The sequence below is a fragment of the Bifidobacterium imperatoris genome (genome assembly GCF_002860405.1).
GTDB lineage: Bacteria > Actinomycetota > Actinomycetes > Actinomycetales > Bifidobacteriaceae > Bifidobacterium > Bifidobacterium imperatoris.
In genome coordinates, this window is the sequence record NZ_NMWV01000010.1 from 20,432 (window position 1) to 46,141 (window position 25,710).

Below are 25,710 nucleotides of genomic sequence, written 5' to 3' on the forward strand. Positions count from 1 at the left end.
AATGTATGCGGATTGCTAAAACGAGTGCGAGGATTCATCGGGCGCCCCTACGAATGCAGCGGCCACCCGGAGCACGGGCTGCCCTGAGGCCGTAAGCGATTCATCAACCCATTGAATGTAGTCCTCGTAGATCTCATTGACATGCCGTTGCTGATCTTCCAATTCCGGTTTCCCGGAAAGCAACGCCATACGTTTAATCTTCCATTCGTCGATGCGCTGCAACTGCTGCATAATGTGCGGCTTGGCTTTTTGTTCTTCATATGCGTCACGAAGACGTACCAAACGCTCAGTACCCTGAGCGATGGCATTCACGAGTAGTGATTCAGCTCGTTCGACCTGCTGCGGCGATGCGGTGCTGCTCTCGGTGTTGACATATTGATATCGGGAGGAGCCTGGAAGCAATGTGCCCCGATATCCGGTGATTTTCCAAACCTCTTCCAGTGGAATCACGCCTGCATACTCGTGGTTGTGGTAGCGCACGCCGAACCATTCATCAATGACCGGAGAGACATGACGATTCGCGATGCTACCTGAAAGCAAGATTATGGTGTCATCCGATGAAAGCCGACCATTTGTCACACCAATGATCGGCGCCTCTCCTCGGCCGTACAGCATGGATGTGGATTTGAGCTGGATCCATTCCATCAGAGGATTCAATGCCCAGAGATACTGAGTGCGATTCCAATGCTCCCCACTGAGTTGCGCGGTGACGCTGTTGGTCTGCGCTTCGCAGTATTCGGCACTGGTGCACCACTGACCCATGTTGTCTCGCAGAATCGCCGTGTTGGGAACGCGGCGGCGAAGCCATGAGCGCAGCGGACTGTCCGGATTCAATGTCATGGAGAACCCCTCTGTTCCAGATAGCGGCTGCAGCGAGTCTATTTTCGCTGATTCCTTGAACCCGGGCCAGTTCAAACCTTCCCAAGCGTAAGAATAATCATCCATCAGCGTGCGATCATTGCTGACACGGTTATTGATATCTGACGTTGTCGATGCATTCACCGAATCATCGGCATCAGCTTCATCGTCTTCGAATAAGTCATCGAAGAAATCGTCCTTTAAGTCATCTTCAGAGTCTTGGGTCTGTTGGTTGGAGGAGGATTCAGGTGTGCGATGCTCGTCAATATCCGTGTTTGGCGTGGTGAGATAGAGCTCGCTGAATTCCTCCATTGACATGCCTGATTCTATGGCATGGCAGACGATGGCTTCCTCGTCTTCAATGTTGTATTGGCCCATCAAAGCTGCCGGGTCTCCGATATTGTCGTAAGCCTGCTGCTCTTTCTCGCGGAGAATCTCCAAAATGCGGGAATCGCCCTTGATTTTCTCATTGCTTGATTCGATGGTCATGAAGCGAATATCAGGAGTGTGTTGCTGCCCATAGCGGTCGATACGGCCGTTGCGCTGCTGGAATACCATCAACGACCAAGGGGTGTCGAAATGAATAAGACGATGGCTGAGGTAATGCAGATTCAAGCCCTCTGAAGCCACATCCGACGCGACGAGTACGCGGATGGGCGAAGTGGGGTCACCGAACTGTTCAACCATATGTTGCTGCTCCACGTCGCTCATGTGACCATCCATAGACACGATGGCACCTTTAGGCAGTTTAAGATCATGGGTCAGCTGATGTTCCAGATAATTCTTCGTTTCGATGCGCTCCGTGAAGATGACAATACGATCCGAAGGGTCCTTCCCAGTCCAACCGTATTGAGCGCTGAGCAGCATAGCCAGCAGGTTGGCATATCGCGAAAACTGCATTGGCGTGATGCTTTCCAGCGCCTGATGCAACTCCTGCAGTTTAGTGGCGTCGCCGGTCATATCTTCGGGGTCGGTTTTCTTGAGTTTCTTGAGGCGTTCTTCAATGGTTTTCATGCATGCGGCTGGGGAAGAGAACAGGCTTTTCTCCAGCAACGTGCAGAACAAGCCGGAGTTTGCTTTTCTGCGAGCAACATCCATACGCAGATTCAGCTTTGATAACACATCAAAAGCGTGCTCTTCAGATGGGGAAGCCGTGCAACGAACCTGGGTTACCTCGCGTTCCGGGAAGCGGCCGGAAACATCGCCGATAACATCCTTCTTAAAGCGGCGCACATACAGTTGCCGAATATCTTCCGGTGAGTAATTATCAGGGTCAGGAAGCGTAGTCGGATCAAGCATATTCATCAGTGATGCGAAACTACGCGCCTTACCATCATGAGGGGTGGCGGAAAGCATGATGAGTGTATCCGAACGCGAGGCGAGCCGTTGCGCAAGTTTTGCACGCTGAGCTTTGCGTGATCCGGTTCCTCTGTTGGCAACGTTTTGCGCTTCATCGATAACGATGATGTCCCAATACGAGGCGTCAAGAGCGGCGCCATACTGAATATCTCGCTTCAGCGTGTCAATGGAAACAATGACCTTGTCGTAGTACGAGAATGGGTTGGCATTTGCCGGAATCTCCGAGCGAATCTGTTGAATACGGGTGGAATCAAGACTGATGAGCGGTATGGTGAAGCGCTCCCACATTTCCTTTTGGAATTGTGCCATCATGCTTTTTGCCGTGACTACAAGGATGCGCCGGCCTTTATGGCGGGCGATAAGCTCAGACATGAGAATGCCGGCTTCCAAGGTCTTACCCAAACCCACGGCATCGGCAATCAGAATACGCTGCCTTGGCTGGGCCAGTGCCTGCTCCGCCGGAACAAGCTGGTAAGGCAGAGAATCCATAGCGGCCTTATTGCCGATATGGATATTGTTGTCCGTAGGCACGGTGGAGCGCAGCAGGCTCTCTACGAACAGATGTGAGCGGGCCGCATGCGCGGAAGTATCCGGAATGAATTTGGTCTTAGTTGGGTCGACCGGTTCTATGGCGTCGAGGTCATCTAAGAAAGTCGCTTGAAAATCGCGAACAAGAGGAGAGATGCCCACACAGGTTACGGCGCGGTTGCCCAATGAGTTCGTTTCGGCCTTGGTAACAAGCCACTCTTGGCCGCGTACCAGAACGCGCATGCCGGCAGAGAGTTCAATGTGCTTATCGGCGTTCACGGTTTGCGAGGTCATGAACTTTGCTCCTTGTGTGTGAATTGATGGGGGCTGTCGTCTCTTACTCAGAGAGTGGTTTTTCGACTTGCTGCAACACGATAAACCGGTAGCGCATTCCTCTTCTTCCATAGGAGGTTGTGATGCTGGCAAAGATATTGTTCCCCCTGGGGGATGCCAACATCCCAGCCATTGCCGATTTACGCGTTGCATTAAGGTCATCGATAAGCTGGCGTTCTTCAGAGAGCAGTTCGCCGTCATAATCGATTTGTCCGTTGCTGTGTGCACGAACAGTGAGTTTGTCGTTGGTCACCAGTGCCACTGTGCCTGTGAAGTCCAGAAACTCGGCAAGTCGGCGGGCTATCACTGGGCGGGACACCCGAATGAGATGTTTGTTTTGAGGGTCTTTGCTGCGTCCCTCATCATAGAGACGAGCAGCCAGATCAGCATCCACCACGCCTCCATGAGTGCATTTTTGGACATAATGCGTAGGCAATAAGGCGAATGAGGCAAACCGATTGCAAGCATCTTCCTCAAAGCGTTTGTTGAAGTTCAGCGTGCTGGTGGCAATAATGCGGTTGGCGAGGTTGTCATCCGTCCATTGCAGATAGTGTCCCAGTTCATGTAGCAAAGTGAAGTTGCGGCGCGGAGTGAAATCACCATAACGGTATTGCACCGTAATGAGGTGTTTTTCGTTTGGCCCGAGCGCTGGAATATACAGTCCGAGCAAATCAGTTCCATGGTCAATGATTGTGCTGTCGTTGTGCTGTTGAAAGTCATCCAAAAGAGCATGTTTATATGTGATGGTCACATCATTTTTCCAAGTGCGCTTGATTTTGCCTGGATCAGACAGACAATCATCTAGAAAATCGGCATGCCTTGATTGAGCAAGCGCAATCATATCCTGCGCTTGCTCAATCACTGCGTGTTGGTAATCGGCAGAATTCCTAGCATCCAACATGGGAGAGCGAGTGTTCCTTTTGTCTACTTTTCGTGCGCGTCGGCCGCTTCATCAAGTGCGATTTCAGCGGCCTTTTGCAGTGCTCCCTCGATGGCCTGCTGGCCATGACCGGAGACTCGAGCCGCTAGTTCGAATTGGGCCTTATGCGCCAATTGAACGCGCGGGTCGCCCTGATGCGTTTGCTCAAGCGCATCCGCTGCTTCTCGCCATTGTGGTTGCTCAGCCATGATGAGATAGTCGTCGCCGATAACAGTTTGCGCCTGCGGTTGAGAGGGGAATCCGGCTGCTGCCATTTGCTGCCGTTGTTCTTCGGTCAATTGCAGCGTTCCGCGACTTATAGCAATGCGTTGAGCGGGGGATAGACGAAGCTCGGTTTGCAATGCTTGCGTGTATGCGGCCAGATTCTTGTCCGTTCCGTATTCCACTTGTGCGTCGCCATGCAGCTTTGGCAGATTAAAACAATCGGCATGCCATTGAACCAGTACGGCAAGGGCATCTTCTCGTGTTTCCCATTGCACATTATCAGGGATTATGTGAGTGGTGCCTCGCCTGATGCCGCTGCGGCTTCCCGCACCACGAAGATTATTGTCTACGATGGCGCGAGTGACGCTTGCGCTGAATTCCTTCAATGGCTTGTACAGGCATCGCACGGGAATAACCGTAGCGAGCTTCGGCCAAGCCAACATCGGCTTCTCCAGCGGGGTATCGCTGATTACCAGGGAGTCGCTGGTCTCCGCACGCATATCGGTAGATAGCGGAATCACTGTTGCCATACGTGGATCATCGTTTACCTGGGCGATAAGCACGTAAAGGCTGTTGTCGTGATAGTCAGCCAACCACAGCTGACCACGCTGCACGCCTTCCGCAAGTTGCTGATTAATACGCTTCGGAGAATCAAGGTCATCGTCGCTTAGGGAAATGATGCGAGGAGTTACATCTTCCAGCCCGCTGTACATGCCGAGCATCTCGGTGAATGATGGTGTGGCGTTCATAATGTTTCAGGCTTTCTGCTCATAAGGATTGATGCCATACGTAAGCAGTTCATCCGCTATTGCCGGATGCTGCTTGAAATAACGGCGGATTTTCTTTGGGTCTCCGTTGAGTGAGGCCTTTTTGATTTGTTTGACAAGTTCAAGTATTCGGGCTTGCCGGTCCATGTCTTCCTCATCTGAAGAATCCCTGTCCAGACTAGAGAAGACCTGATCCTCCACCGAAGCAGCGGGTGCTGCTATATCAATAATGCCGCCGTCGTCAGTGGTAAGGCTTTGCGTACTGGCCTGTTGCATTACCGATAGTCGATGCTGGGCAAGGGTGAACAGCGACGAGAGCGCCAGCGTACCTTTTGCCGCTTTCAAAACACCCTCGAACATGTTTTCCAACTGGCCGGTTTTGCCGTAGTTGGGCGTACGCTGCCGATCCTCGTCCTGCAAAGCTTTCACATCGATATCGATAGGGTAACGGTACGTTACCGATTCCAGTGTGCGCTCAGGAACTGTTGACGGCGTTGTCGGTCCGCCGACAAGCCCCCAACTATTTCGTTTGCCTTTGAGCTTCTTGTTTGTGCTGCTCGCGGTGACCATATCGTTGGAATCGAAGTTGTTGGTGAACCGCGCGTCTCGGGCAAGACGTTTGCGGATTGCATCTCGGGCCTTGCCTTCGTCGGTCTGGCTATACAGGTTATGGAACCAGCCATCAACGGACGTCTTAATGTAAGCTTCGAATACTTGATCCGATTTGCCTTGTTTGCCTCGTAGTGCGCGTTCGATGACTTCCTTACGCTCTATCCAAAACTGGTTAACGCAACCATCTGCGGAGTCTGGAGCTGTGAGTGGCAACGTGGGCTTAAATTGCTTATAGTGCAGATGCACTTGCTTATTAATAAACTGCAAAGCACGTGGGCCCAAGTGAAGCTTTGGGCTGATAACTGCGCCGTAGTCGCATTCGTTAAAGTATTCCTCATAGTACAGCCGTGTGGTTGTCTTTGCTGAATCACTTTTTCTCATGCCGCTCCTTCGCATAGATAAAGCTTCTAACGAGTGTACCTGTGTACTGGCATTATCTGTGGCACGGCTCGTCAGCAATTGCCCCGTATGTGATTGATGACACTGGCAATACGCAGGTGTCCTCATATGTAGCGGGGTTTCACGCTGGCTTTCGGATAAGCGGCAGCATAGTCAACAGTATTGGCTGTTAGGGAATCACCGAACGTTGTTGCATCCGCGATGCTGTCCACTAGCTGAGGGGCATCAGGATTGTCGCCGCACAGGTAATAACATAAGCCATCTTCTAGTGTCCGATGAAATAGACATTGTATGGGTTGTCGTGGTGAGTGCGTTTGTTCATGATCATGTCCTTTCTTGTCTCATGGCGTTTTCTGATCCGAGGAGTTGAGTCGGCCGTGGACTGGTCTGTGGTTTCTTACACCCTTATTAACCGGACAACTTTCATTTTCATTGGAATTTGAGGCGTGTTGCACACTATGGGCAGTTGTCCGGTTAAGACAAACGAAGCTATTGGAGAATACTGATTCGTGGAATCAGTATGTTGTATTTAAGGAAGTCATAATGAACTTGGAAAGGGATGGCATGGTAACGGATGCCGACAGCGACAGCGATTTCGCCCTGGCCGCGTTGCGCAAGTTCTTCAAGTTCGACGCATTCCGTCCAGGCCAGCGCGAGGTGGTCGAGGCGGCCGTGGCCGGCAGGGACGTGATGACGGTGATGCCCACGGGCGGCGGCAAGAGCGTCTGCTACCAGCTGCCGGCCGCGAGGATCGGCACGTTCACGCTGGTCGTCACCCCGTTGAGGGCGCTCATGCGCGACCAGGTGCAGCATCTGGATGCCGCGGGCATCCCGGCCGCGCTCATCGACAGCGGTCTGAGCGAGGGGGAGCGGGCCGGCGTGTACGCGCGTGCGTTGGCCGGCGTGCTGCGAATCCTCTACGTGGCCCCGGAGAGGCTCAACGCGCCCGACTTCCGCGATTTCATCCACCGCATGCGCGTGGACGTGCTCGCCGTGGACGAGGCGCACTGCATGCTCCAATGGGGCGGTGACTTCCGTCCCTCCTATCTCAACATCGGCGGTTTCGCCGCGTCGCTCACCCCGCGGCCCGTGATCATGGCGTTGACGGCCACCGCGAGCCGGGAGCAGGCCGACGAGATCTGCCGCATGCTGGGCATGAGGGATCCGCTGCGCTACACGGGCGATGCGGATCGTCCCAACCTCACGCTGCACGTCGTGCACGTTAGGCCGCGCGAACGTAGGCGGATGATTATCCGCTGGGCGTGCACCCACCAGGGCAGCGGCATCATCTACAAGGAGAGCCGCAAGGGCGTGGAGGAGCTCGCCGGCATGCTGCGCGAGGAGGGCGTCGACGCGGAGGCGTTCCACGCGGAGATGCGCGACGAGGACAAGCGGCGCATCCAGGACGGGTTCCTCAACGGTTCGCCGCGCGTGATCTGCGCCACCAGCGCGTTCGGCATGGGCGTCGACAAGCCCGACGTGCGCTGGGTGCTCAACGACGGCCCATGCAAAAGCCTCGAGGCCTACTGGCAGGAGGCAGGCCGCGCCGGCCGAGACGGCGGCGAGTCCGACTGCGTGCTCTACTGGAGCGAAGGCGACTGGAAATGGCTGCGCGATGTCACCGACCAGGCGATGGCCAATGCCGAGGCCTCGGGGGATTCCGAACGCATAGGGGCCGCGAGGAAGAACCTTGAACGGCTCGACGCGATGAGCGAGTACTGCGAGGAGACCGGCTGCCTGCGCCGCCTCATCCTCAAACCGTTCGACTCTGAAGGCGTGAGGCGCGGCGACTGCGGCAAATGCTCCAACTGCCTGCACCTCAGGAGCGACTACATGGGGAACCGGAACAGTGGGAAAGGCCACCACCGCGCGGGCGGAAGACGTGACGCGTGGAGCGAACCGACGAACAAGGAGTGGCGGACGGAGGCCGCCGAACGCTACAGGAAGGCGCAGGCCGAACGTCGCGCCAACGTCGGAATCGCATCCCCGTCGACGGGCCGAATGGCCTCGGCCGGAGGCGCGCCGCATGACATAGGGGACAAGACCCGCATCGTCTGCGCCTACATCGACGCCGTGGGGAGGAAACTCGGCTACTACGTGGGCGCCGACCTGCTCGCCGACGCGCTTAAAGGCGTCGACAGCCGGCGCGTTCGCAGGCACGGTCTCGACCAGATCGAAGGCTACGGCGCCCTGCCCGACATGGACAGGCCCGCGTTCATCGACCTGTTCCAACGGATGGAGGCCCTCCAGGCCACCCGGTTCGCCGATCACAACGAGGTACGCCCCGGCGCGCTCTTCGACATGTACCTCAAGGAGAAGAACAGCTGAAATTTGAGGCGTGTCTCGGGTTTTGATGCACTTGTCCGGTTAATAGGGGTGTCAGGCGATAAGCCAGCTGCACAGGGCGGCTGGCCGCTAAACAGCAAGGAGATTGCCATGAAGAACAAGCCGATCAAGGCCACCGTACGTTTCGTTGATCCGGAGGAGGCTGACAAGAACGATCGTCTGGAAGACTACACTGTTCCGATTCCGGAAGGTCTCACCGAGGAATTCCGTCCCTCCAAGCCGGTGACTCCTCGTCAGATGATTGATTGGGAAACCAAGAACAAGGAACCGTACCCGGGTTATGCCGAGGAACTGTTCAACTGGGAGAACGCATGGGAAGAGGTGAACCGTGCCCAGCTGAAGGCTGATGGCGGCTACCTGCATATCGCGGATCCGGTGCACTTCGATGACGACCCTGAGGCCGCTGCCGGCAGCGTGAAGAATGTGGATGGGGAAGAAGTGCCTGTTTATGGCAACGACCATGTCTTTGGCGAGCACAAGGACACTTTCGAAAACGTGTTCGGCGGCAATGACCAGTTCGGAGCTGCCGACCCGTTCAGCGGTAATGACGGTGTTGATGATTAGCGCTACCGTACCGAGTCGTAGAGAGGAGGCTTATGAGCAACGATGCTTTACCGTTGGTGCTCATTGACTTTGATGGGGTTATCAATCAGTTTCCGGATGAGAAGGTGCGTCGTCGCCAGAATTCCACGGCTTGGATGAAGCCGGATGATCCGCGTATCCAAGTGTATGATCCCGCAAACTGGTTTATCCCAGACTCGAGCGATACCGTATGGGCCGGCCATTATCACGGCAATATTCGGATTCATTGGGCCGCGCAGCTGGTTGACCGTCTCAAAGCGCTCAATGCTGAAATCATCTGGTTGAGCACTTGGCAGCCATACATCCCTGCGCTTGATATTGCGCTTGACGTGGATTGGCCGACCCTGCATTGGTATAACCCAATCACCCGAGAGGGCAGGTATACCGGCAAAAGAAGTTCGGTAATCAGTCACCTGAAAACTGCGCGTCCGATTATCTGGATTGATGACGAGGAAACCACGTATGACGCGGGCCTCGCCATTCAATCCAGCAATCCTACGGCACCTGTGCTGGGTGTTGGCCCGGATTCCCGCATTGGCATCAGCCGACCGCAAATGGTAATGATTGAACAATTCGTTGCGAATCCGCCACAGGAACCTTCAGTCCAGTTTGAAGTCGCTGGCGAACGGCATAGTGAACACTGGGGTTTCTGAAGTGTGCAGATTTCACAGCGCGGCGCAGCATAACGCGGCACAACGCAGCGCTGCACTGAGAGGAAAGAACACGGACTTGGAATAATATCGGCGCGGGGCACATGCCCAGTTGATGTACTCCGCGCCGAACCGTATTAGAACCGTATTAGAAATCGAAATTATCCGGGTCAGCACCGTTGCGGTGACCGGTGTTGAGCGCGGTGACTGCCGCCATGTCATCAGCAGTGAGGTTGAAGTCGAACACGTCGAAGTTCTGCTTGATGCGCTCGGCGTGCGTGGACTTCGGCAGTACGATGATGCCACGCTGAATATGCCAGCGAATCACCACCTGAGCTGCGGACTTACCATACTTGGCGCCAATCTCAGCGAGCACCGGCTCGGCCAGCAGATTGCCGCCAGTACCACCCAGCGGGCTCCATGCCTCAGTATGAATGCCCTTGCCGGCAAGGAAGTCGATCAGTTCCTGATTGGTGAACTGCGGGGAGGATTCGATCTGATCCACCGCAGGAACCACATCGCTGTTCTTCAGCAGCTCCTCAATATGATGCTGCTGGAAGTTGCTCACACCAATCGCCTTCGCGCGGCCGGACGCATAAATCGTCTGCAGATCATCCCAAGCCTGCTGCCAGCCGTCCGCCGGCCAATGAATCAAATACAAATCCACATAATCGAGCCCCAAACGGTCGAGGCTCTCTTGGAAAGCATCTAGGCCACGGTGTGCGCGAATATCGTCATTCCAGAGCTTCGTGGTCACGAAGAAATCCTCGCGCGGCACGCCGGCACGGCGAATGCCTTCGCCCACGGAAGCCTCGTTGCGGTAGATCATCGCCGTATCAATGTGGCGGTAGCCGTTCTCCAGAGCCGTCTGTACGGCGTTGATGGTGGTTTCGCCGTCAGGAGTCTGGAATACACCCAAACCAACCTGAGGAATAACCGTGCCATTGTTGAGCGTAATCGTCGATTGAATCGCCATAATGCCTCGCTTAACTTAATGTCAGTACGTTCCTGAGCTATTCTACGAAGCAGAACAGCTGAACACAGCAATATCGGCAGATAGCTAATGAGATGGTCACGATGCATCGTTGTGTGATTGCCGTTGTGACTACCCCTCAGTCCGCCTTCCGCGGGCAGCTCCCCTGACAGGGGGAGCCGAGAAGTGCCATGCGCTGGCGTGGGGTGAAAGGAGCGTTTTATGTGGTACACGGCGGCATTCGATTCAGGAACCACGGCGCTGAAAGGCGCGCTGGTGGCTGAAGACGGGCGGATTGTGGCCAGTGCGAGCAGTGATCTTACGCTGATTATCAATGGTGATTTCCGAGAGCAGGACCCTGATGAATGGTGGCGGGCGTTCTGCAAGGTATCACAAACAATGCTTGCTCAAGCGCAAGAGCACGAACCTGGATGTACTGCTGCACAAATTGCTGGCATTATCTTCAGCGGTCAGATGCAGGACGTGATTGCGCTGGATGCCGAACTCAAGCCGGTATGTACTGCAATCCTGTATTCGGATGGTCGTGCGGATGCCGAAGCCGAACAGCTCCGCAATGATTACCGAGGTGGCGCAGCGCGATTCCTTGAAACCGTGGGCAATCGTTTGGAAGGCTGCCTGCCGCTGCCGAAACTCATGTGGCTGCGCAATCATGAGCCGGCAACATTTGAACGCGTGCGTCATGTGCTGATCAGCTCCAAGGATTACCTCATCGCACAGCTGACAGGCACGTGCATTGGCGATGTAGCAGCATGCTCGACGGCCGGTGCGATGAACATTCGCGAAGGGCAGTGGGATGTGGAACTGTGCGAGGCTGCGGGTATCGATATCGCACTGTTGCCTGAGCTACACAAGCCACAGGATCGCATCGGCACTGTGACTGCGGCAGCTGCGGCGCTTACTGGATTTGCCGCCGGCACTGCGGTGTACGCAGGCATCGGCGACGCCGGTGCCACCACATTCGCCAGCGGTGTCGCCAAGCCTGGCCAATACAACATCAACATTGGCACATCCGGCTGGATTGCTACCGTGTCTCCTGAGCCGTTTGTCAACAAGCCAGGTGCCGCTAACCTGGCATTCGGCGTGGAACCCGGATTCGTGAACGCAGTGCCATTCCTTAATGCCGGTGACGTGCACAAGTGGGTGACCGGCGTATTCGCGCATGGTGATTATGCCGAATCCCATGAGTTGATTGCAGCGTCGGCACCCGGAGCCAATGACGTACTATGCCTGCCGTACTTGGTGGGGGAGCGGTTCCCGGTAATGAATCCGACCATTCGTGGCGCATACGTTGGCATCACGCCGGACACCACGCAAGCGGATATGGCTCGGGCGGCACTGGAGGGTGTGGCGTTCTCGATACGGCAAGGCATGGAAAGCTTTGATGCTGCGCCGGTGACGATATCGCTCATCGGTGGTGGCGCTCGCGAAAGCACATGGTGCCAGATTCTCGCCGATGCACTGAACCATCCGATTGACGTATATGCCAACGCCGATATCCTGCCGGCAGTGGCGCTCGCATCATTGGTGTTTAATCAGCCTGACCTTGCTTCAAACATTGCCGAAACCACAACCTACGTGCCAAACCCATCAGCCGTGCACATCTATGACGAGTGCTATCCGCGGTTTCTCAAGCTATATCCAGCGGTTGCTTCGTTAAATGGCCAAGTTCAGTGAAGTCCGTCAAGCCTGTAGCGAATTCGTGTGCGAATGACCATATATATACCGTATGCTGCATAAATAGAGTGGGTGTTCAATGGTGAGCTTTCCACAAAGATTTGACTGAACGGGGATACTAATGGTTAAAGATATTGAACTATACAGAGCCGAAGATGGTTCAGTTCAACTAGAAGTCAGTGTGCATGGTGACACGGTGTGGCTGACGCTCGATCAGATGGCGGAACTTTTCGACCGTAATAAATCCACGATATCAAGGCACATCAAAAACGTATTCAGTGAAAGAGAGCTGGAACGTTCGGCAGTTGTTGCAAAAAATGCAACAACTGCCGCAGATGGTAAGAAATACATGGTCGAATACTACAATCTTGATGTCATCATATCTATTGGATATCGAGTGAAGTCGCAACGTGGTGTGCAATTTCGCCGCTGGGCTACGAATGTGCTGAGACAATACCTTATAGACGGTTATGCAGCCAATGAACAGAGACTGCAACAGTTGGAGAAAGTCGTTACCGTCCTTGCACGCAGTAATGATCAGCTTGCCGCAGGCATTGCGGATGTTGTTTCGAGCTACTTACCGGGATTAGACATACTTCGTGATTATGATGCGAATGAACTCTCGCCAAATCCAATAGTAAAACCAGTATGGACGATTACAGCTACAGCTGCGCGAACTATGGCGGCGCGATTACGCAAGGAATATCCAGACGATACATTGCTCGGCCAAGAACGTGGTGACGCGCTTGAGCGCATCATCGGAGCGATATATCAGAGTTTCGCTGGACAGGATTTATATCCTACCGTTGAGGAAAAAGCTGCGCATCTGCTGTATTTCGTAGTAAAAGACCATCCATTTGCTGATGGCAATAAGCGCATGGCGGCTGCGATGTTCGTGAGTTTTCTAGAAGGTAATGCTGATGCTTTTGCCCAAATTGGCAAACCGATCATTACCAATAATGATCTTGCCGCCATCACGTTACTGATTGCTGTGAGCGACCCTAGCGAAAAGGATTTGATGATTGATTTAGTCGAGCGCATGCTGTCGCCTCAGAACAGAAGGTGATTAACTGACTGTAATAATGCGGATTTTGAAGCGAGTGCTGGCATAAATCCACTGAATAAGCAGGGTGCTGACTGACGAAACTGCGTGATATCTCACGATACGGGTGAAAGTGAACGTTTCCGGGCACTTCGTGGCTTTACATTGCTACGATGAGGCGTTATGAGCGAGAACATCATGCGAATCATCGACCTTCGTGGTCAGAAACTGTCCCGTGCCGAACTGCTGGCCGCGATGCCGCGCGCCGCAATGGGCACTTCCGAAGCCACCGATCTGGTGCGCCCGATTCTTGAGGACGTAAAGGAACGCGGTGCAGCAGCCTTGCGCGACTTTGAGGAAAAGTTCGACCATGTGCGCCCCAAGAACCTGCGCGTGCCGGCTGAGGCAATCAAGGATGCGCTCACCACGCTCGACCCTGAAGTTCGCGCCGCCATCGAGGAATCCGTGCGCCGTGCTCGTGCCGTGGCCAAGAACCAGGTGCCGCAGGACTTCCACACTGATCTGGCCCCCGGCGCTCGCGTTGCCGAACGTTGGATTCCGATTCAGCGCGTCGGTCTGTATGTGCCTGGCGGCAAGGCTGTCTACCCGTCTTCCGTGATTATGAACGCCGTACCGGCTCAGGCCGCAGGCGTCGAATCCTTGGCTATTGCCACCCCGCCTGCTCGCGATAACGCGGAAGGCTTGCCGAACAAGACCATCCTCGCTACCTGCGCCATCCTTGGTGTTGACGAAGTGTACGCAGTCGGCGGCGCACAGGCCATCGCCATGTTCGCCTATGGTGCCAAGGGCTCCGAGCCGCAGGATGGCGACGTGCTGTGCGATCCTGTTGACAAGATCACCGGCCCGGGCAATATCTTCGTGGCCACCGCCAAGTCTCTGGTCTCCGCATTCGTGGGCATCGATGCCGTGGCCGGCCCGACTGAAATCGGTATCATCGCCGATAAGGATGCCAACCCGAGCTTGCTCGCCGCCGATCTGATCGGTCAGGCCGAGCATGATGAGCTTGCCGGCTCCGTGCTGTTCACCGATTCCCCTGAGCTGGCTGAGAAGGTGCAGGAGAACCTCAACTACCGTGTGCCGAAGACCGAGCACGCCGAACGTGTGCACACGTCTTTGTCCGGCACTCAGTCCGCCATTGTGTTGACTGATGGCCTTGACCAGTCCATTGACGCCGCCAACGCATACGCCGCCGAGCACTTGGAAATCCAGACCAAGGATGCGGACGCCGTGGTCAAGCGCATCAAGAATGCTGGCGCTATCTTCCGTGGCCCGTACTCCCCGGTGCCGCTGGGCGACTATATGTCCGGCTCCAACCACGTGCTGCCCACGGGCGGCACCGCTCGCTTTGCCGCAGGCCTCGGCGTGCACACCTTCATGAAGCCTGTCGAAGTCATCGAATACGACGAGGAGGGTTTGAAGGCTCTGGCCGCACGCATCAATGCGTTCGCCGTGTCCGAAGACCTGCCGGCGCACGGTGAGTGTGTGCTTTCCCGCTTCGTGGAAGACCCGTACAACAAGGCAACCCTGCGCGAGCAGGAAAAGGAAGCTGGTCTGCTGTGAGCACTATCCCATCGAACCTGCCGCTGCGCAACGACCTGATTGGTGAAGAGCCGTATGGTGCTCCGCAGCTTGACGTGCCGGTCTGCCTGAACGTCAACGAAAACCCGTACGCTCCGGATCCGGCCGTATGCGACACCATTGCCAAGCGTGTGCGTGAAATCGCCCCTACCCTGAACCGTTACCCGGATCGCGAGCATATCGAACTGCGCAAGGCATTCAGCGACTATCTGGCCCGCGAATCCGGCACTCGACTGGATGTGGACGAGCTTTGGGGCGCGAACGGCTCCAACGAGATCATGCTCCAACTGTTCCAGGCATTCGGCGGGCCTGGTCGCACGGCTCTGGGCGCTGACCCCACGTATTCCATGTACCCGGAATACGCGCGCGACACCTTCACCGGCTGGAAGCTTGCTCACCGCAACCCGGACTTCACGCTGAACGTAGAGAAGGTCATCGAAGCCATCAATGAGGTCAAGCCCTCGATGGTGCTCCTGACCAGCCCGAACAATCCGACCGGCACTCCGTTGCCGATGGAAGACATCGAACGCATCCTTGCCGCATGCGAAACCGCCGAAGTGGCGGGCGCTGGTGAAGGTGTGCATCCGATTCTCGTCATCGACGAAGCCTATGTGGAGTTCCGCAAGCCCGGCACTCCGAGCGCTGTCAGCCTTATCAAGGACCACCCGAACTTGGCTGTCAGCCGCACGATGAGCAAGGCATTCGCCTTCGCCGGCGCACGTGTTGGTTATCTCGCCGCGAACAAGGGCATCATCGATTGTGTGCGCATCGTGCGCATGCCGTATCACCTGTCCGCTGTGACCCAAGCTGCCGCACTGGCTGCTTTCGAGCACACTGATGAACAGCTGAGCCGTGTGGAACACTTGCGTGAAACCCGCGAAGCCACCGCCGCATGGTTGAAGCAGCAGACCTACAAGGGCCAGCCGCTCGAAGTAGCCGAATCTGGTTCCAACTTCCTGCTCTTCGGCGGTCACTTCGACAAGCGCGATGACATTTTCGACGAACTCCTGAAGCGTGGAGTCCTTATCCGCGTGGTCGGCCCGGACGGGTGGCTGCGCGTGTGCATGGGCACCGACGAGGAAATGGAAACCTTCCGCAATGCCCTCGCTGAAGTGCTACGCATCGTGGAAGCAGACTAAGTCAATATTCGTTTCGGTAAGGGCGGCAGGGCACCGGTAACATTCCGGACCCTGCCGCGTCCGTTCCGTTCGCACAATAATCAGGAGACATGATGGCAAGAACCGCACACATTGTTCGCGAAACCAGCGAATCGCACATCGACCTTGAACTGAACCTCGACGGCACCGGCCAGACCGACATCGACACTTCAGTGCCGTTCTACAATCACATGATGAATGCGCTCGGCAAGCATTCGCTGATTGATTTGAAGATTCATGCGCACGGCGACACCGATATCGACGTGCACCACACCGTGGAAGACACCGCCATCGTGTTCGGCGAAGCATTGAAGCAGGCGTTGGGAGACAAGCGCGGCATCCGCCGCTTCGCTGATGCCACCGTGCCGCTGGACGAAGCCTTGGCCAAGGCTGTAGTCGATATTTCCGGCCGCCCATACTGCGTGTGCTCCGGCGAGCCCGAAGGCTTCGAATACTGCATGATGGGCGGCCACTTCACTGGCTCGCTGGTTCGCCATGTGATGGAATCCATCGCACTGCATGCCGGCATCTGCCTGCACATGCAGGTGCTCGCCGGCCGCGACCCGCACCACATCGCCGAAGCCGAATTCAAGGCACTGGCCCGTGCGCTGCGTTTCGCCATTGAACCCGATCCGCGCATCGAAGGCCTGATTCCGAGCACCAAGGGAGCCCTGTGATGGCTGACAATACCGACGATAAGAACCCGGATAACGAATCGCATTTCTCGGACGAAGAACTGGAAGCGGCCCTCGCTGGATTCGAAAAGGAATTCGCCGACGAGGATGCGAACAAGGCTGATGCCGCCGATGCTTCTGCCGACACTGATTCCGTTGATGATGCTGATGTGGCCAATGTAGCCGATGCAGTCAATGAGGCAATGGCCGACGTAATCGACCCCTCAGTCGGATTCGACAACGAACTTGCCGGATTGCTCGGCAATAAAGCCAAGATTGCGTTGATTGTCACCCGTATCGCTGCCGCCGACCTGCTGGCTGCATTCTGTCAGCTTTCTGACATTTCAGCCGAATGTATCGGTTCCAATCAAGGTGCTGTTGCGGTCCTGAAGAACCTTGACGGCGACGGCCCGGAGGCTGCAGCCAAGGATTTGACTACTGTTGTTTCCGGTATGGCTGTAGTACTTGCAGTGAATCGTGCAGATAAGCTCGAAGCTACCATGTACATGCAGGGCGAAGCCGGTCAGACGTTTGCTCCACCGGTGCTGTTCAATTCCACACCACGATTCGTGGAGGATTTGATGCTCGGCATCGTGACGTTGGTGCAGCTCAAGAGCCAGGGATTCGAAGTCGTGAACTCGGCGGAGCTTGACCATGATCAAGCAATGGAAATCATTGCCAAGCACACCAAGCAGGGGCGAGCAGGTCGCGGCTCGCGCATCGAATAATCATACGGAAATCACAAGGTAGGGGAGAAGCTTATGACCACGGCAGTTGTGTTTGACTACGGTTTTGGCAATGTTCGCTCTATGGTGCGTGCATTGGCAAACCTTGGTGTGGATACCACGCTGACTTCCGATTACCGTCAAGCGCTTGAAGCGGACGGTCTCGTGGTACCGGGCGTGGGCGCGTTCGCGGCATGTATGGAAGGCTTGAAGCAAGTGGACGGCGATCGCGTTATATACGATCGTATTCGCGCAGGCCGCCCGGTGCTTGGCGTATGCGTAGGCGAACAGATCATGTTCGAGCATGGCACCGAGCATGGGGAACAGGCCGAAGGCGTTGGTCTGATTGGCGGTTCCGTGGACCCGTTGGATGCCGACGTGGTGCCGCACATGGGCTGGGACACCGTCGAGGCCGCAGAAGGTTCTGTGCTACTCAAGGGTGTGGAACATGAGCGCTTCTACTTCGTGCACTCCTATGCGGCTATGGGTGTGAGCCCGGCTGACACCTCACGTTTCTCCATTGACCTGAGCGGTGAGCCTGAACGTGTGAGCTGGTGCCAGTACGATCGTTCTCGATTCGTGGCCGCCTATGAGCATGGTCCACTGTTCGCCACCCAGTTCCATCCGGAGAAGTCCGGCGAAGCCGGTGCCCAGCTGCTGAAGAACTGGATTGCCACGCTGTAAACACTTGGTTGCAACAACCTGCTGCTAGGTATTCAAGAAAGGTGTATTGAATATGTCATTGACTCTGCTCCCCGCCGTTGATGTGCGCGACGGCAAGGCCGTGCGCCTGCGCCAAGGTGAATCCGGTTCCGAAACCGATTACGGTTCTCCGTTTGAAGCCGCTCGCACTTGGGTTGAGGCCGGTGCTGAATGGATTCACCTGGTTGATTTGGACGCTGCTTTCGGCACAGGCAATAACCGTGACCAGTTGCGTCAGATTGTTCACGAGCTTGGCGACAAGGTGAACATCGAACTCTCCGGTGGTGTGCGCGATGATGATTCGCTGGACGCTGCTCTGGAGGCCGGTGCCGCTCGTGTGAACATCGGCACTGCAGCTTTGGAGAACCCGGATTGGACTGTTTCGGTTATCAAGAAGTATGGCGATCGCGTGGCCGTTGGTCTCGATGTGCGCGGCCATACTCTTGCTGCTCGCGGTTGGACCCGTGAGGGTGGTGACCTGTTCGAAACCATGAAGTTCTTGGACTCCGTGGGCTGCTCCCGTTATGTGGTGACCGATGTGGCCAAGGACGGTATGATGTCTGGCCCGAACATCGAATTGCTGCGTGAAGTGGCCGAACGTACCAACGCCAAGGTGACCGCATCCGGTGGCATTTCCAAGCTGGACGATTTGCGTGCCATCAAGACCTTGGCTGATTTGGGCGTGGACGCCGCAATCCTCGGCAAGTCCCTGTACGCACGCGCCTTCACCCTCCAGGAAGCACTGGAAGTCGCGAAGTAAGCCACAGGAATACTCGTGTTATCTAGGGCGTTTCATCCGAAACGCCCTTTTTCATTGGCGGATGATGAAGTTGGTTCGGCTCGCCAATCCGATGCGTCCAAAATTCGGGGCGATGAGGATGTTCCCCGGAATGATGGATGTGTAAGTGCGCTGACAGGATGCTAACTGTTTAAGGAACGTTGGTCTGTGTGCTTCGGATAGTTATATGTGTGTATTGACGCGGTTCAAATAGGTACTATTGAAACAGGTCGTCAATAACTAATAATGAGGAGGACTCTATGGTGACGATGCAGGATGTGGCTAAGAGAGCGGGGGTCTCAAAAGCCACGGTATCGTACGTGCTGTCTAATAGTCCTCTCATCACTGAAAAAACCGCTGCAAAAGTGCGCAAAGCGATGGACGAGTTGGGATATTCGGTTAATCATATGGCTCGATCGCTTTCCACCTCTCGCACGGATACGATTTGTATCGTTTCTCCGGCGTTGCAGGGCAATAGTTTTTCCCTTTCCATGTGCGCTTATTTGTATGCGCTTTCGGCTGCAGCTCATAATATGGGCTATGATTCGTTGCTGCTGACCAATGATTCGCCGCAAGCGTTGGCCAAGGCTATTGATGCACGGAAATTCGACGGGGCGATACTGCTCGAAGTTCGTGACAATGATCCTAGGGTCAAAGTGCTGCAACAAACGAAATTCCCTGGGGTTTTACTGGGCAAGCCCAGAGAACTTGGCGGCCTTGACTACGTGGATTCCAATTTTGAAGGTGCCGCAAGTCAGCTGGTAGACATATTGGCTGATGCCGGCCATCGCGAGGTACTGTTGGTTGGATGGCCGCGGCATACATATGATTCCGGTTTGAACTTCGCGCTGAGATTCCGCGATACTGCCATGATTCGTGCGCGTGAGCGTGGCATGGACCTGCATATGGTGTATTCGGATAATGAAGTGCTTGGATCGGACTTGGCAGTAAAACAAGCATTGCTGGCTTTCCCGGATGCCACGGCGATGATTATTCACAATGATGCTGCACTAGTATCCGCCCAACAGGTGTTCAAGGACCTTGAAGTTGAGGTGCCGGATGATATTTCTGTGGTGACGCTTGCTCCTGATCAGATGGCGACAGGAATGAGAATGCCGTTTACTTCTATGAGCATCAGCCTCAATGAGGTGGCGAAAAGTGCCGTGGAGGTGCTGGATAGGCGTATTCGAGGACATGCTGAAGGAGAGCAGTGCGTTCTTGTAGATGCGCAACGTATTGATGCCGGTTCGGTCGACACGCCGGAAAGCAATGACTAACACGTTTTAGTTTGATGATTTGACTTTCTTGATTATGGTTCTTATACTGTGATTTAACCGGTTCAACAAAGCGCCGCTGCTTTACGACCATTCATTGAACCGGTTAAAAGCTTGCTGGTGCAACCTCTGAAAGGACAGACAATGAAGTTGAGCAAGATTCGTGCCGCTGTGGCACTGACGGCGGTGGCCGCGATGACTGTAGGAGTTGCGGCATGTGGAAGTTCCTCCGCATCTGGATCCTCGGAAAACGACAAAACCATCAATTTCTGGGATCCGTATCCACAGCACAAGGCCGGGTCGGATTGGGACAAGCTCGTGCAATCCTGCGCTCCTGACGGTTACACGCTGAAGCGCCAAGGGGTGGCCACTGCTGACCTGATCAACAACCTCACCACTGCAGTCAAGGCGGACAATGCACCTGATGTGGCAATCATCGATAATCCCTCCATGCCATCCGCCGTGGATGCCGGTCTCATTACCGACGTCAAGGATGCTGGAGTGAATACAGACGGCTTCGATGAAAACATCGAAGGCCCAGGCGTGGTGGACGGCACCCAGTATGGCGTGGCCTTTGGCACTAACGCTTTGGGACTGTACTACAACCCGCAGGTGCTGGAAAAGGCCGGTGTGGATATCTCATCCATCAAGGATTGGGATTCCCTGAACGAGGCAATCAAGAAGGTCGTGGACTCCGGCGCCAAGGGCATTACCTTCTCCGGTATCACTGGTGAGGAAGGGGTCTTCCAATTCGAGCCGTGGTTCTGGGGTGCGAACGGCGACCTGAGCAAGCCGGAATCCCAAGCCGCCAAGGATGCGCAGGATCTGCTTGCCGGATGGGTGAAGAATGGTTGGGCTCCAAAGTCCGTTGCCACCGACAACCAGTCCGCTTCCTGGGATTTGTTCCTGACCGGCGAATATGGTTTCGCCGAGAATGGTTCCTGGCAGGCCGCAGCCGCACAGGAAAAGGGCTTCAAGTCCATTCCGATTCCAGCCAAGGATGGGGGTGTGTCCAACGTGCCGACCGGCGGTGAATTCGCGACACTGCCATTCCACAAGAAGGCCAATGCGGACAAGACCAAGGCCGCGGCGAATGTTATCAACTGCCTGACCAGCGACGATAACCTTGTCAAGACTAATGAGACTTTGGGCTATCTGGCTGCCAAGAAGGACGTGCGCGCCAAGCAGGTTGCAGAAAACCCGCTGTGGGAGCCGTGGGTCGATTCTGTGGAAAAGGCCGAAGGCCGCACCACGAAGGTCGGTCTCAAGTACGAGGACATCTCCGCTACGCTTTCCAAGAACCTGCAGGCTGCGCTGAACTCCTGATAGGCGCGAAATGCATTAAACGCGGCGTCAAACCGTATTCCTATTCGTTTTCTTCCTTCCTCCTCCTATAAGCATGGGAGCCAGAAGCATATTGTGCAGCACAAGCTGCTGGCTCCCATGCTTTTCCTTTGCTTTTTTCTTGACACTGACATACGTCACTCGCTCTATTTCGAGGTGATTCCTTTATGACAACCGCAGTGCAGCAGGCGGCAGGCACTCAGCCGCGCAAGCGGATGAAAACATCCACTTTGGCCGCCATCGGGTTCGCAGCCCCGCTTATCGTCTATCTACTCATTTTTTATATCGCGCCACTGGTGCAAAACATCTCCATGAGCCTGCATCGATACACGCGCAGAACATTCGTCACCGGAGAAGCTCCCTGGTCCGGTTTGGACATCTACAAGGAAGTAGTAGGGTCTCATGAGTTCTGGGTCACGTTCGGACAGACCATGGTGTTCGTCATCATTTCCATCTTCTTCCAATACTGGATTGGCCTGGCGCTCGCTGTGTTCTTCAATCAAAACTTCAAACTCTCAGGTTTACTCCGCGGTGCATTTTTGGTGCCGTGGCTGTTGCCGCCAATGGTATCCGGTACCACATGGCAGTGGATGATGGATGCTGACAACGGCGTAATCAACAAATTCCTTGGGATGTTCGGTGTCGATCCCATTTGGTGGTTGCAAGCTGATCATTCGTTGTGGGCGGTAATCATCGCTAACATTTGGCTGGGCATTCCATTTAATCTGGTGATTCTCTACTCCGGCTTGCAGAACATCAACGTTGACCTGTACGAGGCTGCTTCGCTGGATGGCTGCAATGCTTGGCAGAAATTCTGGAAAATCACGTTCCCGCTTTTGAAGCCGGTCACCATGATCACGCTTTTGCTCGGCTTCGTCTATACGCTCAAAACCGTGGACATCATCTGGATCATGACCAAGGGTTCCGGAACCTCGCAAACCTTGGCTACATGGTCGTATGCAATGGCGTTCGGCAAGGGCTATTCATCCACTATCAAATATTCAGAAGCTTCGGTGGTCGGCACGATTCTGATTCTTATCGCTCTGGTATTCGCCTTTATCTATTTGTGGGCGCAGCGCGGTGAAGATTCAGCCAAGAAGACCAAGAAGTCCACGAAGAGGAAGTGACATTATCATGCAACATCGTTCTACGTGGTGGAAGACCCTTATCGGCATTATTCTTACCCTGATCATGCTGTTCCCGGTGTACTGGATGATCAATATATCTTTCACCCAGCGTCGCTCCATACGTTCCGGCGACCTATGGCCGAAAGACTTCACGCTTGACAACTTTGCAGCCGTGTTCCGCGATCAGATGCCATATCTGGGCACCTCATTATTAATTGCTCTGTGCTGCGTGGCGCTTACACTGCTGATTTCCCTGCCGGCAGCATACGCCATTGCCATTCTTCGGCTCGCCGGTGAGAAAACCGTCAACTTCATTCTTGTGGTGGCGCAGATGATTCCCGCCGTGGTAATGGCACTTGGGTTTTACCAGATTTATTCCCAGATTGGCTTGCTCGATACGATTCCCGGCCTGATTCTGGCCGACAGCACTGTAGCCGTGCCATTCGCCGTGATGTTGCTTTCCAGCTTCATGGCTGGTATGCCTCGCTCGCTGATTGAAGCCGCGGAAATCGATGGCGCATCCAAGTGGACCGTATTCACGAAGATTGTGGTGCCGTTGAGCCGCAACTCGATCGTCACCACATCGCTGTTCGCGTTCCTCTGGGCATGGAGCGACTTCATGTTCGCTTCCACCCTTGACTCCGGTGGCGGCAAACTTCGTCCGATCACCATGGGCATTTACGACTACATCGGTGCGCAAAATCAGGAATGGGGTCCGTTGATGGCTTCCGCTGTGGTGGCTTCCGTGCCGACCGCACTTCTGCTCATAGTTGCTCAGAAATATGTCGCCGCAGGTGTTACTGCCGGTGCAATCAAGGACTGATTATCATGACTCAATTTTCCGTTATTAATAATGGCCATTCATTGGCTTGGACCGGTGACGGCGAATACCTGCGTATCGATCCGTGGGGCAAGAATTCCTTGCGTGTCCGCGCTGCGAAAATGCATGAGCCGCTTGACTTGGACTTCGCTCTTGAACAGCCTTCGGCTGGTTCTGGTGAATATGCAACCGTTACGATTGATGCCGAAGATGACACAGCTCAATTCGTGAATGGCGAGATTACCGTCAAAGCTGAAGCCCGGCATTGGCGGTATGGCTCTTCCGGATATGAAGAGTTCCGTTGCGTGCTCAGTTTCTGGAAAACCTCAGATGGTTCGTTGCTATTCAAGGAATTGCCGGAAGGTGGTTCACTGAACCTGCAAGCACGTCATTATGAACCAATTCCAGGTGGAGACCATGCCATCACGGTATTGTTCGTGGCTCCGGAGGATGAACACCTCTATGGCATGGGCGAATACCAACAACATGTGATGGATTTGAAAGGATCGACGTTCGAACTCGCGCATCGCAATTCGCAGGCTTCCGTGCCGTTCGTGGTATCTTCCGCCGGATACGGCTTCCTGTGGAACAATCCGGCAGTGGGTGAAGCGACGTTTGCGAAGAACCGCACGGTATGGAAAGCGGAATCATCCAAACAGATTGATTATTGGGTTACCGTCGGTGTCACTCCGGCCGATATTGAACGCAACTACGCGAACGCCACTGGCCATGCGCCGGTGATGCCCGAATGGGGACTGGGATTCTGGCAATGCAAACTGCGGTATTGGAATCAGGAACAGTTACTGAATGTCGCACGTGGCTTCAAGCAACGCGGCATCCCGCTGGATTTGATCGTTATCGATTTCTTCCACTGGCCGTATATGGGCGACTATCGTTTTGAACAAGAATTCTGGCCCAATCCCAAAGCCATGTGCGAGGAACTGCATCAGATGGGTGTCAAACTCATGGTGTCCGTATGGCCGCAGGTGTCCATTAACTCCGAAAACTATGTGGAGATGAAATCCCGGAATCTGCTCGTCAAAGCGGAACGCGGCGAAGACCTTGGCATGATGTTTGAAGAGCCGAGTCAATACTATGATGCGACCAATCCCGCCGCACGCGCCTATGTGTGGGAGAAATGCAAGAAGAACTACGCCGACTGCGGTGTGGACGCCTTCTGGCTGGACGAAGCTGAACCTGAATATGGCTCGTACAATTTTGACAACTACCGCTATTACACCGGTCCAAACGTGCAGGTGGGCAATACCTATCCACGCGATTACAACCGAGGCTTCTATGAAGGCCAAATGGCCTATGGCCGTGAAGGACAGATCGTCAACCTGACGCGATGCGCATGGGCTGGCTCGCAGAAATACGGTGCGTTGGTTTGGTCTGGAGATGTAGGCTCGACATTCGATGATTTGAAGCATCAAATCACCTGCGCTATCCACATGGGCATGGCTGGTATCCCGTGGTTCACCACCGATATGGGGGGCTTCCACGACGGCGATATCAACTCCGATTACTTCCGCGAGGTCTTCCTGCGCTGGGCTCAGTTCTCCTGCTTCTCGCCGGTGATGCGCAATCACGGTGATCGCTCTGCATTGCAGCCAGACGGCACCATGAAGGAAACTATCACCCGAGCGGATGGCACGCATCGTTCGCCGTCCGGTGCGGATAACGAGCCGTGGAGCATGGGGAAGAACGTCGAGAAGATTCTCGTCAAGTTCATACGCCTGCGTGAACTGTTGCGTCCTTACACTCGTGAACTGTTTGACGCAGCGCATACGGACGGTCAGCCGCTGGTACGCGGCCTGTTCTACGAGTTTCCTGCGGACGCTGCGGCTGCAGACGTGGCCGACGAATACATGTTCGGACCGGACCTGCTGGTGGCTCCTGTTGTGGAATATGGTGCTCGCAAACGCAGCGTCTATCTGCCAGGAGATGCGGACGTGACCTGGACTGACCTGCACAGCGGCGAACAGTACGCTGGCGGTAGCACGGCTACGGTTTCGGCTCCGCTCGATGTTGTTCCCGTGTTTGCTCGCGACGGGCAGGACCACGGTTTGGCCGGAGCTTTGTAAAGCGGCGTTGCAGACCGATATTGCGACATTGCCTCAACACATATGTGCCGCTTCATGCTCTCTATTCGTTTTTGTTTCATTGTCTCAGCAGAGCATGAAGCGGCTCCAAACATAACTGAAGAACAACTGAATATTGGA

Annotated in this window: 21 protein-coding genes; 16 read left to right on the plus strand and 5 right to left on the minus strand. The window is 54.9% G+C overall.

Annotation, left to right across the window (positions count from 1 at the left end; all coding sequences use genetic code 11):
• Window positions 1-15: 15 nt before the first annotated feature.
• The 4 genes from Tam1G_RS03775 to Tam1G_RS03790 are packed head-to-tail and all read right to left on the minus strand — an operon-like array spanning window position 16 to window position 5,982.
• Window positions 16-3,039: a DEAD/DEAH box helicase gene (locus Tam1G_RS03775; protein ID WP_101625512.1), complete on the minus strand. Its 3,024-nt coding sequence runs from the start codon at window positions 3,037-3,039 to the stop codon at window positions 16-18.
• 43 nt (window positions 3,040-3,082) lie between these two features.
• Complete coding sequence (locus Tam1G_RS03780; protein WP_101625513.1) at window positions 3,083-3,979, minus strand: ImmA/IrrE family metallo-endopeptidase; 897 nt, start codon at window positions 3,977-3,979, stop codon at window positions 3,083-3,085.
• A gap of 23 nt (window positions 3,980-4,002) precedes the next feature.
• On the minus strand, window positions 4,003-4,971 hold the full coding sequence (locus Tam1G_RS03785; protein ID WP_101625514.1) for a hypothetical protein: 969 nt from the start codon (window positions 4,969-4,971) through the stop codon (window positions 4,003-4,005).
• 6 nt (window positions 4,972-4,977) lie between these two features.
• The gene (locus tag Tam1G_RS03790; protein WP_101625515.1) at window positions 4,978-5,982 is read right to left on the minus strand and encodes a hypothetical protein; all 1,005 of its coding nucleotides are present in this window, start codon (window positions 5,980-5,982) and stop codon (window positions 4,978-4,980) included.
• Between the two features lie 582 nt (window positions 5,983-6,564).
• On the opposite strand from Tam1G_RS03790, the gene Tam1G_RS03795 reads away from it, so the two are divergent.
• From Tam1G_RS03795 to Tam1G_RS03805, 3 genes are all read left to right on the plus strand, one after another.
• The gene (locus Tam1G_RS03795; protein WP_165781891.1) at window positions 6,565-8,328 is read left to right on the plus strand and encodes a RecQ family ATP-dependent DNA helicase; all 1,764 of its coding nucleotides are present in this window, start codon (window positions 6,565-6,567) and stop codon (window positions 8,326-8,328) included.
• 108 nt (window positions 8,329-8,436) lie between these two features.
• Complete coding sequence (locus tag Tam1G_RS11895) at window positions 8,437-8,910, plus strand: hypothetical protein (protein WP_242689637.1); 474 nt, start codon at window positions 8,437-8,439, stop codon at window positions 8,908-8,910.
• A gap of 32 nt (window positions 8,911-8,942) precedes the next feature.
• Complete coding sequence (locus tag Tam1G_RS03805; protein ID WP_101625516.1) at window positions 8,943-9,581, plus strand: hypothetical protein; 639 nt, start codon at window positions 8,943-8,945, stop codon at window positions 9,579-9,581.
• Between the two features lie 145 nt (window positions 9,582-9,726).
• On the opposite strand, the gene Tam1G_RS03810 is transcribed toward Tam1G_RS03805, so the two are convergent.
• Window positions 9,727-10,554 carry an aldo/keto reductase gene (locus tag Tam1G_RS03810; RefSeq protein WP_101625517.1) on the minus strand — a complete coding sequence of 276 codons (828 nt, stop codon included), beginning with the start codon at window positions 10,552-10,554 and terminating at the stop codon, window positions 9,727-9,729.
• A 219-nt stretch (window positions 10,555-10,773) separates the two neighbouring features.
• Here Tam1G_RS03810 and Tam1G_RS03815 point away from each other — a divergent pair, with 219 nt between their 5' ends.
• The 13 genes from Tam1G_RS03815 (at window position 10,774) to Tam1G_RS03875 (ending at window position 25,572) form a co-directional block, all read left to right on the plus strand.
• Window positions 10,774-12,246, plus strand: a complete 1,473-nt coding sequence (locus tag Tam1G_RS03815) for a xylulokinase (RefSeq protein WP_101625518.1) — start codon at window positions 10,774-10,776, stop codon at window positions 12,244-12,246.
• A gap of 121 nt (window positions 12,247-12,367) precedes the next feature.
• The gene (locus Tam1G_RS03820) at window positions 12,368-13,312 is read left to right on the plus strand and encodes a virulence RhuM family protein/type II toxin-antitoxin system death-on-curing family toxin (protein WP_101625519.1); all 945 of its coding nucleotides are present in this window, start codon (window positions 12,368-12,370) and stop codon (window positions 13,310-13,312) included.
• Between the two features lie 159 nt (window positions 13,313-13,471).
• Window positions 13,472-14,869 (plus strand): histidinol dehydrogenase, encoded by a 1,398-nt coding sequence (gene hisD, locus Tam1G_RS03825; RefSeq protein ID WP_165781892.1) that lies wholly within the window; start codon window positions 13,472-13,474, stop codon window positions 14,867-14,869.
• Window positions 14,866-16,026, plus strand: a complete 1,161-nt coding sequence (locus Tam1G_RS03830; protein ID WP_101625520.1) for a histidinol-phosphate transaminase — start codon at window positions 14,866-14,868, stop codon at window positions 16,024-16,026. Before hisD ends, Tam1G_RS03830 begins: the two co-directional genes overlap by 4 nt.
• A 92-nt stretch (window positions 16,027-16,118) precedes the next feature.
• A complete protein-coding gene (hisB, locus tag Tam1G_RS03835; protein WP_100493782.1) occupies window positions 16,119-16,721 on the plus strand; it encodes an imidazoleglycerol-phosphate dehydratase HisB in 603 nt (200 codons plus the stop codon).
• On the plus strand, window positions 16,721-17,446 hold the full coding sequence (locus Tam1G_RS03840; protein ID WP_101625521.1) for a hypothetical protein: 726 nt from the start codon (window positions 16,721-16,723) through the stop codon (window positions 17,444-17,446). Before hisB ends, Tam1G_RS03840 begins: the two co-directional genes overlap by 1 nt.
• 33 nt (window positions 17,447-17,479) lie before the next feature.
• A complete protein-coding gene (gene hisH, locus Tam1G_RS03845; RefSeq protein WP_101625522.1) occupies window positions 17,480-18,127 on the plus strand; it encodes an imidazole glycerol phosphate synthase subunit HisH in 648 nt (215 codons plus the stop codon).
• 52 nt (window positions 18,128-18,179) lie between these two features.
• Window positions 18,180-18,905 (plus strand): bifunctional 1-(5-phosphoribosyl)-5-((5-phosphoribosylamino)methylideneamino)imidazole-4-carboxamide isomerase/phosphoribosylanthranilate isomerase PriA, encoded by a 726-nt coding sequence (gene priA, locus Tam1G_RS03850; protein WP_101625523.1) that lies wholly within the window; start codon window positions 18,180-18,182, stop codon window positions 18,903-18,905.
• A 287-nt stretch (window positions 18,906-19,192) separates the two neighbouring features.
• Complete coding sequence (locus Tam1G_RS03855) at window positions 19,193-20,200, plus strand: LacI family DNA-binding transcriptional regulator (protein ID WP_165781893.1); 1,008 nt, start codon at window positions 19,193-19,195, stop codon at window positions 20,198-20,200.
• A 141-nt stretch (window positions 20,201-20,341) separates the two neighbouring features.
• Entirely contained in the window at window positions 20,342-21,523 is a 1,182-nt protein-coding gene (locus Tam1G_RS03860; RefSeq protein WP_101625525.1) for an ABC transporter substrate-binding protein, read from the plus strand.
• Window positions 21,524-21,708: 185 nt separating this feature from the next.
• Entirely contained in the window at window positions 21,709-22,668 is a 960-nt protein-coding gene (locus tag Tam1G_RS03865; RefSeq protein ID WP_101625526.1) for a carbohydrate ABC transporter permease, read from the plus strand.
• Between the two features lie 7 nt (window positions 22,669-22,675).
• Window positions 22,676-23,491, plus strand: a complete 816-nt coding sequence (locus tag Tam1G_RS03870; protein ID WP_101625527.1) for a carbohydrate ABC transporter permease — start codon at window positions 22,676-22,678, stop codon at window positions 23,489-23,491.
• A gap of 5 nt (window positions 23,492-23,496) precedes the next feature.
• Window positions 23,497-25,572 carry a glycoside hydrolase family 31 protein gene (locus Tam1G_RS03875; RefSeq protein ID WP_101625528.1) on the plus strand — a complete coding sequence of 692 codons (2,076 nt, stop codon included), beginning with the start codon at window positions 23,497-23,499 and terminating at the stop codon, window positions 25,570-25,572.
• Window positions 25,573-25,710 lie beyond the last annotated feature (138 nt).

Excerpts from the sequence above, each read along its gene's own strand:
- hisH (WP_101625522.1), top strand. The coding sequence starts at position 17,480 with ATGACCACGGCAGTTGTGTTTGACTACGGTTTTGGCAATGTTCGCTCT.
- Tam1G_RS03870 (WP_101625527.1), top strand. The coding sequence starts at position 22,676 with ATGCAACATCGTTCTACGTGGTGGAAGACCCTTATCGGCATTATTCTT.
- Tam1G_RS03875 (WP_101625528.1), top strand. The coding sequence starts at position 23,497 with ATGACTCAATTTTCCGTTATTAATAATGGCCATTCATTGGCTTGGACC.
- Tam1G_RS03820 (WP_101625519.1), top strand. The coding sequence starts at position 12,368 with ATGGTTAAAGATATTGAACTATACAGAGCCGAAGATGGTTCAGTTCAA.
- Tam1G_RS03785 (WP_101625514.1), bottom strand. The coding sequence starts at position 4,971 with ATGAACGCCACACCATCATTCACCGAGATGCTCGGCATGTACAGCGGG.
- Tam1G_RS03855 (WP_165781893.1), top strand. The coding sequence starts at position 19,193 with ATGCAGGATGTGGCTAAGAGAGCGGGGGTCTCAAAAGCCACGGTATCG.
- Tam1G_RS03840 (WP_101625521.1), top strand. The coding sequence starts at position 16,721 with ATGGCTGACAATACCGACGATAAGAACCCGGATAACGAATCGCATTTC.
- Tam1G_RS03810 (WP_101625517.1), bottom strand. The coding sequence starts at position 10,554 with ATGGCGATTCAATCGACGATTACGCTCAACAATGGCACGGTTATTCCT.
- hisB (WP_100493782.1), top strand. The coding sequence starts at position 16,119 with ATGGCAAGAACCGCACACATTGTTCGCGAAACCAGCGAATCGCACATC.
- Tam1G_RS03815 (WP_101625518.1), top strand. The coding sequence starts at position 10,774 with ATGTGGTACACGGCGGCATTCGATTCAGGAACCACGGCGCTGAAAGGC.
- hisD (WP_165781892.1), top strand. The coding sequence starts at position 13,472 with ATGAGCGAGAACATCATGCGAATCATCGACCTTCGTGGTCAGAAACTG.
- Tam1G_RS03790 (WP_101625515.1), bottom strand. The coding sequence starts at position 5,982 with ATGAGAAAAAGTGATTCAGCAAAGACAACCACACGGCTGTACTATGAG.
- Tam1G_RS03795 (WP_165781891.1), top strand. The coding sequence starts at position 6,565 with ATGGTAACGGATGCCGACAGCGACAGCGATTTCGCCCTGGCCGCGTTG.
- Tam1G_RS03865 (WP_101625526.1), top strand. The coding sequence starts at position 21,709 with ATGACAACCGCAGTGCAGCAGGCGGCAGGCACTCAGCCGCGCAAGCGG.
- Tam1G_RS03780 (WP_101625513.1), bottom strand. The coding sequence starts at position 3,979 with ATGTTGGATGCTAGGAATTCTGCCGATTACCAACACGCAGTGATTGAG.
- Tam1G_RS03805 (WP_101625516.1), top strand. The coding sequence starts at position 8,943 with ATGAGCAACGATGCTTTACCGTTGGTGCTCATTGACTTTGATGGGGTT.
- Tam1G_RS03775 (WP_101625512.1), bottom strand. The coding sequence starts at position 3,039 with ATGACCTCGCAAACCGTGAACGCCGATAAGCACATTGAACTCTCTGCC.
- priA (WP_101625523.1), top strand. The coding sequence starts at position 18,180 with ATGTCATTGACTCTGCTCCCCGCCGTTGATGTGCGCGACGGCAAGGCC.
- Tam1G_RS11895 (WP_242689637.1), top strand. The coding sequence starts at position 8,437 with ATGAAGAACAAGCCGATCAAGGCCACCGTACGTTTCGTTGATCCGGAG.
- Tam1G_RS03860 (WP_101625525.1), top strand. The coding sequence starts at position 20,342 with ATGAAGTTGAGCAAGATTCGTGCCGCTGTGGCACTGACGGCGGTGGCC.